The organism is Flavobacteriales bacterium (genome assembly GCA_016713875.1).
In the GTDB taxonomy this organism is placed as follows: domain Bacteria; phylum Bacteroidota; class Bacteroidia; order Flavobacteriales_F; family PHOS-HE28; genus PHOS-HE28.
The window spans coordinates 364,248-378,704 of sequence record JADJOI010000003.1 but is presented as its reverse complement, the minus strand read 5'-3'; the positions used below and the strand labels follow the sequence as shown (position 1 = coordinate 378,704).

Here is a 14,457-nt window from a genome sequence, read left to right as displayed (position 1 = left end):
ATCCACACGCTCCGGGCCGCCCTTCCGCACCCGGCTACTTTCGCGGCGTCACACCCCGCATGTCAGCCCCCAACGCCGCACCCAGCAAGGCCTCCCGCGCATCCACCGACGACCTGGCGCGGACCTGCTCCCAGGTGCGCCGCGACATCATCCGCATGGTGCATGCCGTGCAGAGCGGGCATCCCGGAGGATCGCTCGGATGCACCGAGCTCATGGTCGCCCTCTATTTCAAGGTGCTCCGCCACGACCCCGACGCGTGGAGCATGGATGGTGCCGGACAGGACCTCTTCTTCCTCAGCAACGGCCACATCAGTCCGGTGTGGTACAGCGTGCTGGCGCGTTCGGGCTACTTCCCCGTGAAGGAGCTGGCCACCTTCCGCCGCCTCGACAGCCGGCTGCAGGGCCACCCCACCACGCACGAAGGCCTGCCCGGCGTGCGCATGGCCTCCGGCTCCCTGGGCCAGGGCCTCAGCGTGGCCATCGGCGCCGCCATGGCCAAGCGCCTCAACGGCGACCCGCACCTGGTGTACAGTCTGCACGGCGATGGCGAGCTGCAGGAAGGCCAGGTCTGGGAGGCCGCCATGAGCGCCGCCGCGCACAAGGTGGACAACCTCATCGCCACGGTGGACTGGAACGGCCGGCAGATCGACGGCGATGTGGACCAGGTGATGCCGCTGGGCGACCTGCCCGCCAAGTGGCGCGCCTTCGGCTGGGACGTGCTGGAGATGAACGGCAACGACCTCGCGGACGTGCTGCGCGGACTCGATGAGGCCCGTTCCCGCACCGGTCATGGGCGCCCCGTGGCGATCCTCATGCGCACCGAGATGGGCCAGGGCGTGGACTTCATGACCGGCAGCCACCACTGGCACGGCGTGGCCCCCAACGATGAGCAGGCCGCCCGCGCGCTGGCCCAACTGCCCGAAACGCTGGGCGACTATTGACCGATCCTTCCGCTCCGTCCCCGATGCCGCGCGTTCTGGTACCCCGTTTGCTCCGGCGGGGCCTGATGCGCGTTTCGCTCCTCGCCCCTCTGCTGTTCGCCGCCGCCACCCTTGCGGCGCAGACACCTGGGAAACCGCTCACCCGGATGCTCTTCGTGTTCGATGCGAGCAACAGCATGAACGCGTTCTGGGGCGACAAACCCAAGATCAACACCGCGCGCGAACTGCTGCTGCGATCGCTCGGTGAACTGCAGGGGCGCACCGACATCGAGCTCGCCCTGCGCCTCTACGGCCACCAGACCCCCATCGAACCGGGCAAGCAGGACTGCAACGACACGCGCCTGGAGGTGCCCTTCGGCGGCGATGCCATCCCGGCCATGCGCAAGGTGCTGGAAGGCGTGCGCTGCGTGGGCACCACCCCCATCGCCCGCTCCCTGGAGAAGGCCGGTGGCGATTTCCCAGAAGGTAAAGGCGTCCGCAACATCATCATCCTCATCACCGACGGCATCGAGGCCTGCGACGAGGACCCCTGCGCGGTGAGCCGGGCGCTGCAGGCGAAGGGCATCGTGCTCAAGCCCTTCGTCATCGGCGTGGGCATCGAGGAGGGCCAGCAGTACAGCTTGCGCTGCGTGGGCAACTACTACGACGCCAGCTCGCCGGAGCTCTTCGCCCATGTGCTGGACGTGGTGGTGGCCCAGGCGCTGAACACCACCACCTGCCAGGTGGACCTGCTGACGAGCGCCGGCAAGCCCCTGGAGACCGACGTGGCCATGACCTTCACCGACCAGCGCACCGGTCAGGTCCAGCACCAGTTCGAGCACACCCTGAACGAACGCGGAGTGCCGGACACGCTCACCATCGACCCCGTGCTCACCTACCGGCTGGTGGTGCACACCATCCCGCCCGTGGTGCAGGAGCACGTGAAGCTGACGCCCGGCGCGCATACGGTGATCAAGGTGCCGGCGGGCCAGGGGCAGCTGGAACTGAAGCTGGGCACCGGCATGGCCGACCCCTACGGCGTGTTGTGCCTGGTGCGCAAGGCCGGCGAGGCCGCCACCCTGCATGTGCAAAGGGTGAACAGCACCGACCGCTACCTCGTGGGCATCTACGACCTGGAGGTCCTCACACTGCCCCGCATGCTGGTGCCCGGCGTGCGCATTGAGCAGGGCGCCACCAACACGGTGCACATCCCTCAGGAGGGCGTGCTCAACGTGCAGGCGGGCGCCCCCGGCCACGGAGCCCTCTTCGTGGTGCGCGGCAGCGAGCGGGAGTGGGTGGCCGACCTCGATCCGCGCGATGCCCAGGACCAGTTCCGCCTACTGCCCGGCAGCTATGAAGTGGTGTACCGCAGCGCGAACGCCCGCCGGACCGAGTACAGCATCCTCAGACCCGTCACCGTGGAGAGCGGCCGCTCCGTCACCCTCACCTTCTGAACCCTCCGCCGATGAACCCCTTCCCCAAGCTCGACGAAAAGGACACGCGCTCCGGCTTCGGTTCCGGCCTGCTCGAGGCCGGCCAGCGCGACCCCAACGTGGTGGCCCTGTGCGCCGACCTCACCGGATCCCTCAAGATGGATGCGTTCGCCAAGTCCTTCCCGGACCGCTTCTTTCAGGTGGGCGTGGCCGAGGCCAACATGATGGGCATCGCCGCCGGGCTCACCATCGGGGGCAAGGTGCCCTTCACCGGCACCTTCGCCAACTTCAGCACCGGCCGCGTGTACGACCAGATCCGCCAGAGCATCGCCTACGCCGGCAAGAACGTGAAGATCTGCGCCAGCCACGCCGGGCTCACCCTGGGCGAGGACGGCGCCACGCACCAGATCCTGGAGGACATCGGCCTGATGCGCATGCTGCCCGGCATGAGCGTGGTGGTGCCCGCGGACCACAACCAGACCCGGCAGGCCACCCTGGCCATCGCCGTGCATGAAGGCCCCGTGTACCTGCGCTTCGGACGCCCCAAGTGGCCGGTCTTCATCCCCGCCGACATGCCCTTCGAGCTCGGCAAGGCCCAGGTGCTCGTGCGTGGCACCGACGTCAGCATCTTCGCCTGCGGACACCTGGTGTGGCGCGCCTTGCAGGCCGCCGAGGCCCTGCAGGCCGAGGGCATCCGCGCCGAGGTGATCAACGTGCACACGATCAAACCGTTGGACGTGGCCGCGGTCCTACACTCCGTCGAACGCACCGGATGCGCCGTCACCTGCGAGGAACACAACCGCCATGGCGGCCTGGGCGATGCCATCGCCCAGGTCCTGGCCTGCCATCGCCCCACGCCGCAGGAATATGTAGCGGTGAACGACATGTTCGGCGAGAGCGGCACCCCGGACCAGCTGCTGCGGAAGTACGGCCTCGACACCCCCGATATCGTGGCGGCCGTGCAGCGCGCGCTGAAGCGAAAGTGATACGCCCGAGCAGCGAGCGGCGAGTAGCGAGTGGCAGTTCCTCGGATGCCACTCGCTACTCGCCGCTCATCACTCACCGCTCCGCCACGTATGGCTGAGTTCTCCGATCGCGAACTGCTCGACCTCTTCCGCCAGGAGGATTCGCGGCACTACGCCTTCAACCTGCTCGTGCGCCAGTACCAAGGCCGATTGTACGCCTTCGTGCGCCGCATGGTCACCGACCCCGACGAGTCGAAGGACGTGCTGCAGAACGTCTTCCTCAAGGCCTGGAACGGCCTGGACCGATTCCGCGAGGACGCGCAGCTCTATAGCTGGTTGTACCGCATCGCCCACAACGAGTGCATCACCCACCTCAAGCGCCTGCGGCGTGGGCTCTTCATCAGCCACGACCATGTCATCGAGCGCCTCACCACCACCCTGGACAGAAGCGAGCACTTCACCGGCGATGCCATCCAGGCTGCTCTCCAACGGGCGGTGATGACCCTGCCCGACAAGCAGCGCGCCGTCTTCACCATGAAGTACTTCCAGGAGTTGAAGTACGAGGAGATCAGCGCCATCACCGGCACCAGCGTCGGCGCGCTCAAGAGCAGCTACCACATCGCTGTGCGCAAGATCGAGGGCCAGCTCACCCGCGATCGAACCAAATGAGACTTGCATCGTCAAACCCTTGCCGACCATGAACCACGGACCCGAGAACGACGACCTGGAGCGGATCGCCCCGATGCTGTCCCGCATCCCGCGCACGGACCCCTTCGCGGTGCCCGCAGGGTTCCACGACCGGTTCGCGCAGGAGGTGCAGGCCCGCCTGCCGCGCACGGCCCCAACGCCCGCGTGGCGCCTGTGGCTGGTGCGCACCGCCATGGCCCTGCCCGTGGCCGCCCTCCTCGTCGCCGGTTGGTGGATGCTGCGGACACCTCATCCCGCTCCGCAGGATGCACCGGACCTGGGCGCCATGCCCGCCGGCATCGCGGAGGTGGTCTGGGAAGAGGACCTGCTGCAGGGCCTCACCGATGAGGACCTCGCCGCCCTCGCCCCCGCACCCGAAGCGCCCGCCTTGTCCGCCGAAGAACTGGCCGACTACTACGAGCTCACCGGCACCGAAGTCACCGACCTCATCGAAAGCCTATGATCACCCGATCCCTCCTTCGCACCCTCCTCATCGGCTGCGCGCTCGGCGCTGTCGTCACCACCTCCGCCCAGGAAGATGAGCTGCCCATCCCGCCCGAGCGCCTCCAGGAAGTGAAGGCCCAACGCAGCGCCTACCTCACCCAGAAGATGGGCCTGAGCCCGGAGGGATCGCAACGCTTCTGGCCGGTGTACAACCAGTACGACAAGGAGCTGGAGACCCTGCGCCGCGAGCGGCGCGAAGGACATCGTGCGCTCCGTGCCGACGCGGACCTGACCGACGCCGAGGCGGCCGGCCACATCGACCGGGAGCTGGCCTCGCAACAACGCGAGCTCGACCTCCGCAAGCGATACAGCGGCGAGTTCATCAAGCTCATCGGTGCGCGCAAGACCCTGGAGCTGCACCGGGCCGAGCGCGACTTCAACCGCGAACTGCTGCGCCGCATGCGCGAGCGCCAGGGTGATCGCCCCGGCCCGCCCCCTCCGCGCCGTTGACCGCCGAGCATGCACCTTTGCGCCGGCATCCCCGGCGACCATGAAGGACCTGCATCAAGCGTTCCACGACCACCTCGCCCAGACGAGCCCGCATCCCCTCGCCCTGGACATCGTCCGTGCGGAGGGCTGCCACCTCACCACACGGGACGGTCGGCGCTACCTCGACCTGGTGTCCGGGCTCGCCGTGACCAACGTGGGCCACCGGCATCCCCGGGTCGTGCAGGCGGTCAAGGCCCAGTGCGACCGCTACCTGCACGTGATCCCGTACGGTGAGTTCGTCCAGGAGCCACAGGTCCGCTTCGCGGAACGCCTCACCGGCCTGCTGCCGCCCACGCTGGACTCCGTGTACTTCGTGAACAGCGGCACCGAGGCGATCGAGGCCGCGGTGAAGCTGGCCAAACGCGTCACCGGCCGCACCCGGCTCATCGGCTGCCGCAGGAGTTACCACGGCAGCACCCACGGCTCGCTGAGCCTGACGGACAACGAAACGAAGAAGTATCGCAACCGCCCCCTGCTGCCCGATGTGGCGCACATCACCTTCAACGATCCGGGCGACCTCGCCCTGATCAGCACCGAGGCCGCGTGCGTGGTGGTGGAGCCCATCCAGGGCGACGCTGGCGTGCGGATCCCCGATCCGGACTGGATGCGGGCCTTGCGGCAGCGTTGCACCGATGTGGGCGCGCTGCTCGTGTTCGACGAGGTGCAGACCGGCTTCGGGCGCACAGGCCGACTCTTCGCCTTCGAGCACTTCGGCGTGGTGCCGGACGTGCTGGTGCTGGGCAAGGCCTTGGGCGGCGGGCTGCCGATGGGCGCGTTCATCAGCTCGCGCGACCGCATGGCGCTGCTCACCCACGACCCCGTACTGGGCCACATCACCACCTTCGGCGGACACCCGCTTCCGTGCGTGGCCGGCCTGGCCGCGTTGGAGGCCCTGCTGGACGAGGACATGCTCGGCAACGCCCGCCGGACTGGTTCGCTCTTCAAGGAACTGCTCGTTCACCCGCGGATCAAGGAAGTGCGTGGCGAGGGCTTGATGCTGGCCGTGGACCTAGGGGATGCGAACCTTGTGCAACGCGTGGTGATGGGGTGCCTGGAGAAGGGCGTGCTGGGCTTCTGGTTCCTCAGCTGTCCCTCCGCGTTCCGGATCGCGCCGCCGCTGATGATCACCAAGGAGGAGGTGAGGAAGGCGTGCGGGGTGGTGCTGGAGGAACTGGCGCGGCTTTGAAGCAGAAAGCCCCCGCCATGCAGGGGCTTTCCACGAAGGATCCGAAGGTCACTCCCGCGGAGGGCAGAGCGTAAGCCCTCCGGGCGTGGTCACTTGGATATCGAAGTTCCCGGACGCGATGGCGGACGCCACCGTCCAGGTGTTGGTGGGCGCATCATAGTAGATGCCCTGGTTGTAGGCGTTCGCAGGTGGTGAAGCCAGGTTCTTCACGCGGATCTTGATCCCCTTGCGCACCGTGATGGACGGACCCCAGTTCGGCCAGATGTAGTACCAAGGTCCCCAGGAGCCCACCGTGCTTCCGCGCAGCAGCCGGCAATAGTTCGCGTCGATCGCGCACGACCCACTGCTTGCCCGGATGTAGTTGCTCAGGATCGTGTTGTTGTTCGCATACGAAAAGGCGTTCGGTGCGATCGTCCCCCAGCTCTCCACGCAGTTGGAGTACCAGCGATACACCGAGTACGTGCCAGCGGTCTGTCCATAGGACAGGAAGAATGGCGGGACCTTGGGGTCCACCTCCTCCACTTGCGCTGCGACCTGGGGTTCCACCTGGTCCTTGCTGCAGCCTGCCAGCAGGGCTACAGCTCCGGTCATCAGCAGGGCCGACGACCATACGATGCTCATCCTTGTTCTCATGGTACTGATGTGTTGTGCCTACTCTGTGTTCCGGTTTTCGGCTTGGCCGGTGAGAAGGTCAAGGACCAGTGTCCATGGCCTGTATTCAATCCGTGCGACGAGGAGATCAGTTCACCACCAACCGCCCGGTTCGGCGCGTGCCGCCCGCTTCGGCCCGGACGAGGTAGATGCCTGCGGGCAATGCACGGCCTAGCGCGATCTCGACGGCCGGCTCACCGCCATCCGTGCCCAGAGCCACGCGCCGCACCACCCGCCCGGACAGATCGGTGAACTCCACGTCCATCGGCGCTCCACCGGCCCAAGCCACATCCAGGTGGAGGGAAGCACCGTCGTTCGGGTTCGGCCAAAGATCAAGACCCTGCACATGACCAGCCTGTTCGATCAGCTGATCGACAGGTATCGGTCCGCTCCCGATCCTCACGCGGCAGCATTGGCCCGTTCCGCACCAGGGTTGTCCTGCTCCAGCGCGCGCCTCTACACACACCATCCACTCGGAGTTGGCCGGTGGTGGAGGAGCGGTCCAATTCGTTCCTGCGGTGCACCCTCCATTGATGAGATGGAACATCCTGTTGTTCGCCGGATTCGCCGTGGTCCTAGGAAAGGAGTATGTACCCACGCTGCTTGTCCAGATGTAGCGATACTGTGTCATCCCTTGCACTTCAGCTGCGTGCACCACCGAAGCGCACGAGCCGAACGGCAGCGTGACATCACATGAATGGTTCACATGGCCCGGGAGGTCGACCAACCTGGACGGGCGGCAACCGAACGGTTCGCCGGCCGGGATATACCTGAAATAGCAGGCTGGGCCATAGGGCTGCGCCACCCCACCAAGGACCGACGTGAGCCTGACGTTGTATATCCTGTACGGAACCAGTCCGAGCTGGTTCACCACAGTGGCCAGCGGCAAGGTCGTTGATGCCTGGGTGATCGTGCCCATGGGTGCTCCATCCGGGTCGAAGAAGTGGAACCGGGTCTGGCTTCCAGCAGGGGTGTTGGCAGAGATGAAATTCGTGATCCCGGGAGCGGCCAATCGCATGGTCTGCATGTCGCAACGGTCCAAGATGAGCCGGGTCGTCCCCATCGGCAGGCTGAACGCCCCCGTTCCTCCGTGCAACGCGGTCGGCCCCGTGAAACCGTCCAGGTTGTCCACGATGCGGCCCCCAGCGCGTGAGCGCAGGAGGTAGGACCCGGTGAACGGGACATTGGGGTTGTCGTTGTACACCTGGAAGACATAATCGCCGTCCGGCAGGCAGCACGGGGTCACTTGGCACTTCTCGTTGTTGTCGTATCCCTGGCCGCTGCAGAGCACGTCCGGGCAGCCAGGCTCACGGATCTCCCACCGGATGTACTGCCCGTTCGCATCGGTGTTGATGTAGAACTCCATCTCGGTGCAGGCCTCCACCACCTCCCGCACGTAGCCATAGACCCCTCCTGTTCCGGAGTTGTCGCTCCGCGCGCCGGCCAGAAGGGTCTGTCCGTCCGTGTACACGGCATGGCCGAAACCCGAGGCCGCAGGCGTGGGTTGGTCCAACTGCCGAACGAGCGGCCACGGTTGACCACAGAACTCCTTGTGGAACACGCGCACCACCGAGCTGACCTTATCCGGGCCCACCACCACTGCATCGGCATCCGCATGCACGGAACCGCCGAAGAAGAACGCGTTGGCCGGACCGTCCAGGGGGGCCTCAAGATTGAAGAAGTTGTTCCAGGACCCGTCATCGTGCCAGATCACCGCACGGCCCCTGAACTGCCCGGCGCCATCGGAGAACAGCGGCGCGCCGATCACGAGCCGCTCACCTTCGTTGAAGATCTCCAGGTCCGTGCCGAAGCGTTGCGGTTCAGTGCTGCTCATCGCGTCATCGAGCACGTCGATCAAGCTCCAACCCGACCCGAGATGATCGAACACGAACACGCGCCCCGCATCACCTCCGGAGCCAGGGGCTCCGACCGCGGCACGGTCACCCAGGATCGATACCGCATGGCCATACGCATCCTGCTCATTGACCGCACCGCCCGGCATGAGGAGCGTTCCGGTCAGGCTCGTCCAGTCCCCACCGGGGGCTGCGAACACGTAGGCCCTTCCACTGGGTTGTGGATACGGCCCATTGTCCTGCGGGGCCCCGACGATGAGCCGGTCGCCACTGACATCAAGCGCCCTTCCGAAGCCCTCGTAGGGAGCAGGGGAAAGGGATGCAACGATGTTGTATGGACCGATGGCCTCGCCATCGGCATCGGCCAACGGGTCCCAGCGGTAGATGAGAACACGTCCATAAGGCAGCCCGTCCACCTCCGTGTAGTTCGGCGCTCCCACGAAGAGGATGTCACCTTGCACAGCTACGGAATACCCGAAGTTCATGCCGTTGACCGTGCCGCTCGGCGGCAAGGGTGGCAGCAGTTCATCGGCGCACTGCCATTGCCCATTGGGCTGCCGGACATACACATAGACAGCGCCTCCGAGGTCGTCAAGGTCTCCGCCCGGCGTGTCGGAGGCCTTGGCACCCACGATGGCGAGATCGCCGTCGAAGGCCACTGCACTGCCGAGGTCCTGCACTGTAGCCGTGGCACACGCCGGGTCGGGTAGTGGAAATGGCGAGCTGTTCACAGGATCCCAGGGCTGGGCCGTAGTGGACCGGGACAAGGACAGCAATAAGGCTGCGAACAGGATGGGGCGTGTGGTCATGGCTATCGATCGGTTAAGGGATGGGTGAACCCCACAAAGCAGCAGGACACCCCGCCGCTTCCGCATCACCATGATCGGCGAGCGCTCATCGCCACCACCTCCGGGCCACCTTCACCGCCTGCATGCGGCCCTGCACGTGCAGCTTCTCGTAGATGTGGCCGATGTGCGTGCGCACGGTGTTGAACGAGATGCCGAGCTGCACGGCGATCTCCTTGTCGCACAGGCCTGCGGCCATGGCATCGAGGACGTCGAGCTCACGATGGGTCAGCGCGTCGGGCCCGGTGTCCAGTCGGCGGTCCTCGAAGCTGCCCACCACGCGGCGCGCCACGGCCGGCGTCATCGGTGCCCCGCCGTCCATCACCTGGCGCACGGCCTCGACGACCTGCTCGATGGGAGCGCGCTTCAGCAGATAGCCGTGCGCACCGGCCCGTAGTGCGTTGAAGATCCGCTCGTCATCCTCGTGCACGGTGCACACCAGCACCCGCACCCCGGGCCAGCGCTTGCGCACCTGCCGCGTGGCCTCGATGCCATCGGTCCCCGGCATCTGGATGTCCATGATCACCACATCCGCCGCGAGCACTTCCATCAGGGCCAGGCCGGATGCCGCATCCTCCGCCGAGCGGACCTCCAGACCCGGTGTGTTGCTGAGGAAGAAGTGAAGACCGGCGCGGAACTCCGCGTGATCCTCGATGATGAGGACCTGTACCGTGCGCTCCCGTGATCCGTCCATGATGGTCGCTAGCTACGTCGACGCCATGACCTCCGCCTCATCGATCATGATGAGGGCGGACTGAGTGACACCTGCAACTCCACCCGTGTGCCGCCACCGGGTGGGCTTGTCCGACGCATCAGTCCACCCAGTGCGGTCATCCGGTCGTGCATGTTCCGGGTGCCGCGACCGACAGGAGCGTCAGCGATACCGATCCCATCGTCCTGGATGGCTACTTGAAGCGTGCTGCGGTCCACGGTCCACGAGATCTCCACCTGGCTGGCGCGGGCATGGCGGACCGCGTTCCGCATGGCCTCCTTGACGGCCAGCAACAGGTTGCGACGGATCCGCGCCGAAATGGCCGTGCCGGGAATGTCGGGTGCTGCATGGATGTGAGCTCGAAGGCCGGCCTGACGCAGGTACTGAACGGCCCAGGCCTCGATGAACCGAATGGTGCCGGGCACCGTGTCCTTGGTGGGATCGAGCGACCAGATGACCTCGTCGATCCGGCCGATGGCGCGTTCCAGGCCTTCCGTGATACCAGTACCGTCAACACCGGCCGCTCCCCCACCCCTCGACCGCATGAGCAGATGACTGAGCTCGGCGCCCAGGTCATCGTGGATGTCCGCTGCGATCCGGCGTCGCTCCTCATCCAAGGCGACCGCTTTCTCCATGGCATGCTGGTGTGCCCTGGCCTGCCTGCGCTGGCGCCAGCTGAAGCCGAGCAGCAAGGACCCGAGCAGCAGCCCGACGGCCAACATCCGCGTGGATCTCCGCCTGTACCAGGGCGGATCCACGGAATATCGCAGCGGTGCCGAGAGCACCCACTCACCGCCCGGTAGGCGCGCGCGCACCTGCAGCGCGCGCGCGCCTTCGGAAAGGCCATCGAGCACCACTCGGCCCTGGGCGCATGGGTACCACGCATCGCCATCCGTGCTGTACTCGTAAACGGCCGCCTTCGCCAGGGCGAACTCCACCAGATGGTGCTCCACCTGGAGTCGGTCCCCTTCGCGCAGGAGAAGAGGTCCTGTCGGCCAGGGGCGCGCGTGTCCGTTGACCTCGGCCCCGAAGGGACGAAGCCGATGCGATGCGCCTTGCACGTCCTGAAGCCGGGGGGGAAGCACGCAGAGCCCGCGCGCGGTGGCCACCATCAGTACTCCGGCATGCTGCACCACATCGCGCACATCGTTCGAGGGAAGCCCGTTATCCACCGACCAGGACCAACTGTCCACCACGCGGCCGTGGCGAAGGATGAACGCACCGGCCCCGCGGGGCGTGGCGTACCAGATGGTGTCGCCGCATCCGCTGAGCCCGCGGACCACATCGCTCAAGAGAGCGCCATCCTCCCCGAGCGGGCGCGCACTTCCGCCTGGGGTGAACAGGACCGGCCCAGCGCCGGCGGTGCCAAGCAGCAGGGTATCCGGGGCCAGCGGCAGGATGCTCGTGATGCGTGTTCCGCGCAAGCGGTCGCCCAGGTCCACGGCCTCCACCGCCCCTCCCGAGATCCGGATCAGCCCATCGCCGGCCCCGACCCATAGCACACCCGATCCGTCCTCGGCCAGGCATTGCATGCGTTCCCTGAGCAGATGTTCCGGTGCCTGTTGCACAGCCTGGAAGTCCGCATCGACCGGCACCACCGCACTCAGCCCGTTGCCCACCGCCCAGAGGAGGCCATCCGCACGCACCACCGCCCACTTCGAGGCGATGGGCTCCCTCGATCCACCCAGAGCAGAGCGACTGAACACTTCCTTCCAATCGCCCTTCCCGCTCACGGAGACGCGGAACAGGCCGTGATCCGATAGCACCCAAAGATGCGTTCGATCAGCCTCCAGCACCTGCAGCACCCGGCCCGGATAGCGGACCCCTTCACCCGGCTCGAAGAGCTCCGCACCGTCCGGAGTGACGTGCAGCACGGTGCCCCTGTCCGTACCGGCCCACACACCACCATGAGCCACCGACAGGGAGACCACCCCCGCATCATCCGAGCCCGGCGAAGAGACGACCCTCGTGCGCTCGGTGAACCGGGCCGCGACCAAGAATGCCCCACCGGATCGCGTACCGAACCAATGATCACCCGCCCTGGTGGTGTACATGGTGGTGATCTGTTCGCGCTGGAACCACCGGACGGGGAGCTCCCGATCCACGCGATGTTGTTCCACGCCGGACCGGCGACCGATGAACCACATGTCCGTGCTGTCAACGCAGTGCAGGCGCACGTGCCGGTCGGCATCGACCCGTGCACGTGTCCATTGGAGAATGCTCGGCCGCCCCTGCTGGAACAATAACACGCCTTCCTCGGTCAGGAGGGTGGCCCGCCCCGCAAGGCCCACACATGGACGAACGCTCATCGCCATGACCCGTGCGTTGATCGTGTCCACGCGTTCCATGCCGGCGCCATCCCATCTCCACACCACGTTCTGCACCATATGATGGACCCTCGCCTGTTCGTCCACGAAGAGCGAACGCAACCGGCCATCCGCGGGTATGCGATGCACAACCCCCTGTCCAGGTCGCACCGCGACCGCTTCGCCCCGGATGCCGGCGAACCACAAGGTGCCATCGCCGGCCTCGACGAACGAGTGCCATCCGCTCGACCCCGAGCTTCCTTCCAACCAGGGCGTGTTGCCGGCATGGTGGAAGCGCTCCTCGGCGAAGAAGCACAAGACCCCGTTCAACGTGAGCATCCAGATGCGACCGGCGCGGTCCACCTGGATGCCGATGACCTCGATGTCCGTGAGCCCATCGGCCGGCGAGAAGGTCTCGAAGCGCACCCCGTCGAAGCGGGCGGCCCCGGCGTCGGTGCCGAACCACATCAGCCCTTCAGGGTCCTCGGCGAAACAGTACACCACATCGCTCGGCAGCCCATCGGCCGTGGTGAAGCGCCGGTGCAACGGATCCTGCGCTGCGGCCTGGACCGGACAGAGCGCAAGGATCAGCGGCACGAAGCGGCGGAGCATGCGCCTGAAGATACAGCGCTCGCCAATACCCCTCAGTACGTCCCCGCCGCCAGCATCACCAGCGTGCAGCCCTCCACCACCTCGATGCCGCGACGCCGCGCTTCCTCGGCCAGCTGATGGTTCTCCGCTCCCGGGTTGAAGATGATGCGCCGAGGGGAAAGGGCCAGCAGCCGGTCGTGCCAGACCTGCTGGTGGTGCGCGTTGAGGTAGAGGGTGACCGTATGGCAACCGAACCCCTCGGGAATGTCCGTCCGGATGAGCTCATCGCCGATGTGCCCCGCCCGAGCGCCCACGGCCATCACCGGATGCCCATGGGCCAGCAGCCTGCGCACCGCCCTGTTCGAGTAGCGATCGGGCTTCGGGCTCGCGCCCAGGACCAGGGTGGGATGCCCTTGCATGGCACAAAGGTCGGGGATCCGTGAACAGGCCCTGTGCACAGCGAACAGGTTGGTCACATCCGCTTAACGCTGGGGCCATATGCACAGAGCAGTTTCGCGCACTGGATGAAGCGCCGCATCGATGTGCTCGTTCTGAGCGACCTGCACCTGGGCACCTACGGATGCCGGGCCCGTGAGCTCAATGCCTACCTGCGCTCCGTGAAACCCCGCCGGGTGATCCTCAACGGCGACATCATCGACATCTGGCAGTTCAAGAAGCGCTACTTCCCCAAGAGCCACATGCAGGTGGTGAAGCGCTTGCTGAAGCTGGCCGGCAAGGTGCCCGTGCACTACATCACCGGCAACCACGACGAGGCCCTGCGCCGCTACAGCCCGAGCCACCTGGGCAACCTGCACCTGGTGGACCGCCTGGAGCTGACCCTGGACGGACAGCGCCATTGGTTCTTCCACGGCGACCTGTTCGACGCCACGATGACGCATGCCAGGTGGCTGGCCCGGCTCGGTGGCTGGAGCTACGACCTGCTCATCCGCATCAACACGGTGGTGAACTGGACGCTCGTCCGGCTCGGCCGTCCACGGATGAGCCTCAGCCGCAAGGTGAAGAACAGCGTGAAGCGCGCCGTGAAGTTCATCAGCGACTTCGAGCTCACCGCCGCCGAGGTCGCGATCCACGAGGGCTTCGACCGGGTGGTCTGCGGCCACATCCATCAGCCGGGTATGCGCACCATCACCACCGATCGCGGCCGCGTGGAGTACCTGAACTCCGGCGACTGGATCGAGCACCTCAGCGCGTTGGAGTACTACGACGGGGCCTGGCACCTGTACCTCCACGAGCGGGATGCCCTGCGAACTGCGCCCGATGCGCACCCTTTGCCGAAGGCCGTACAGGCCTGAGG

The 14,457-nt window shown here is 66.5% G+C and carries 13 protein-coding genes; 8 read left to right on the top strand and 5 right to left on the bottom strand.

Annotation, left to right across the window (positions count from 1 at the left end):
• Positions 1-59: 59 nt before the first annotated feature.
• The 7 genes from IPJ87_03075 (at position 60) to IPJ87_03045 (ending at position 6,184) form a co-directional block, all read left to right on the top strand.
• Entirely contained in the window at positions 60-941 is an 882-nt protein-coding gene (locus IPJ87_03075) for a transketolase (GenBank protein MBK7940849.1), read from the top strand.
• Positions 942-1,006: 65 nt separating this feature from the next.
• Positions 1,007-2,374 (top strand): VWA domain-containing protein, encoded by a 1,368-nt coding sequence (locus IPJ87_03070; GenBank protein ID MBK7940848.1) that lies wholly within the window; start codon positions 1,007-1,009, stop codon positions 2,372-2,374.
• Between the two features lie 11 nt (positions 2,375-2,385).
• Complete coding sequence (locus tag IPJ87_03065) at positions 2,386-3,339, top strand: transketolase family protein (GenBank protein MBK7940847.1); 954 nt, start codon at positions 2,386-2,388, stop codon at positions 3,337-3,339.
• A 90-nt stretch (positions 3,340-3,429) separates the two neighbouring features.
• Positions 3,430-3,987, top strand: coding sequence for a sigma-70 family RNA polymerase sigma factor (locus IPJ87_03060; GenBank protein ID MBK7940846.1), 558 nt, complete (start codon positions 3,430-3,432; stop codon positions 3,985-3,987).
• Positions 3,988-4,015: 28 nt separating this feature from the next.
• Positions 4,016-4,468, top strand: a complete 453-nt coding sequence (locus IPJ87_03055; protein ID MBK7940845.1) for a hypothetical protein — start codon at positions 4,016-4,018, stop codon at positions 4,466-4,468.
• Positions 4,465-4,959, top strand: a complete 495-nt coding sequence (locus IPJ87_03050; GenBank protein MBK7940844.1) for a hypothetical protein — start codon at positions 4,465-4,467, stop codon at positions 4,957-4,959. The genes IPJ87_03055 and IPJ87_03050 overlap by 4 nt, the downstream gene beginning before the upstream one ends.
• Positions 4,960-4,999: 40 nt before the next feature.
• Positions 5,000-6,184: an aspartate aminotransferase family protein gene (locus tag IPJ87_03045; protein ID MBK7940843.1), complete on the top strand. Its 1,185-nt coding sequence runs from the start codon at positions 5,000-5,002 to the stop codon at positions 6,182-6,184.
• A 48-nt stretch (positions 6,185-6,232) separates the two neighbouring features.
• On the opposite strand, the gene IPJ87_03040 is transcribed toward IPJ87_03045, so the two are convergent.
• From IPJ87_03040 to IPJ87_03020, 5 genes are all read right to left on the bottom strand, one after another.
• Positions 6,233-6,805 (bottom strand): hypothetical protein, encoded by a 573-nt coding sequence (locus tag IPJ87_03040; GenBank protein ID MBK7940842.1) that lies wholly within the window; start codon positions 6,803-6,805, stop codon positions 6,233-6,235.
• 118 nt (positions 6,806-6,923) lie between these two features.
• Positions 6,924-9,497 (bottom strand): T9SS type A sorting domain-containing protein, encoded by a 2,574-nt coding sequence (locus IPJ87_03035; GenBank protein MBK7940841.1) that lies wholly within the window; start codon positions 9,495-9,497, stop codon positions 6,924-6,926.
• Between the two features lie 85 nt (positions 9,498-9,582).
• Positions 9,583-10,227 (bottom strand): response regulator transcription factor, encoded by a 645-nt coding sequence (locus IPJ87_03030; GenBank protein ID MBK7940840.1) that lies wholly within the window; start codon positions 10,225-10,227, stop codon positions 9,583-9,585.
• A gap of 44 nt (positions 10,228-10,271) precedes the next feature.
• Positions 10,272-13,163, bottom strand: coding sequence for an ATP-binding protein (locus IPJ87_03025; protein MBK7940839.1), 2,892 nt, complete (start codon positions 13,161-13,163; stop codon positions 10,272-10,274).
• Between the two features lie 32 nt (positions 13,164-13,195).
• A complete protein-coding gene (locus IPJ87_03020) occupies positions 13,196-13,561 on the bottom strand; it encodes a CoA-binding protein (GenBank protein ID MBK7940838.1) in 366 nt (121 codons plus the stop codon).
• 105 nt (positions 13,562-13,666) lie between these two features.
• Between IPJ87_03020 and IPJ87_03015 the strand changes: the two genes are divergently transcribed.
• A complete protein-coding gene (locus IPJ87_03015; protein MBK7940837.1) occupies positions 13,667-14,455 on the top strand; it encodes a UDP-2,3-diacylglucosamine diphosphatase in 789 nt (262 codons plus the stop codon).
• Positions 14,456-14,457 lie beyond the last annotated feature (2 nt).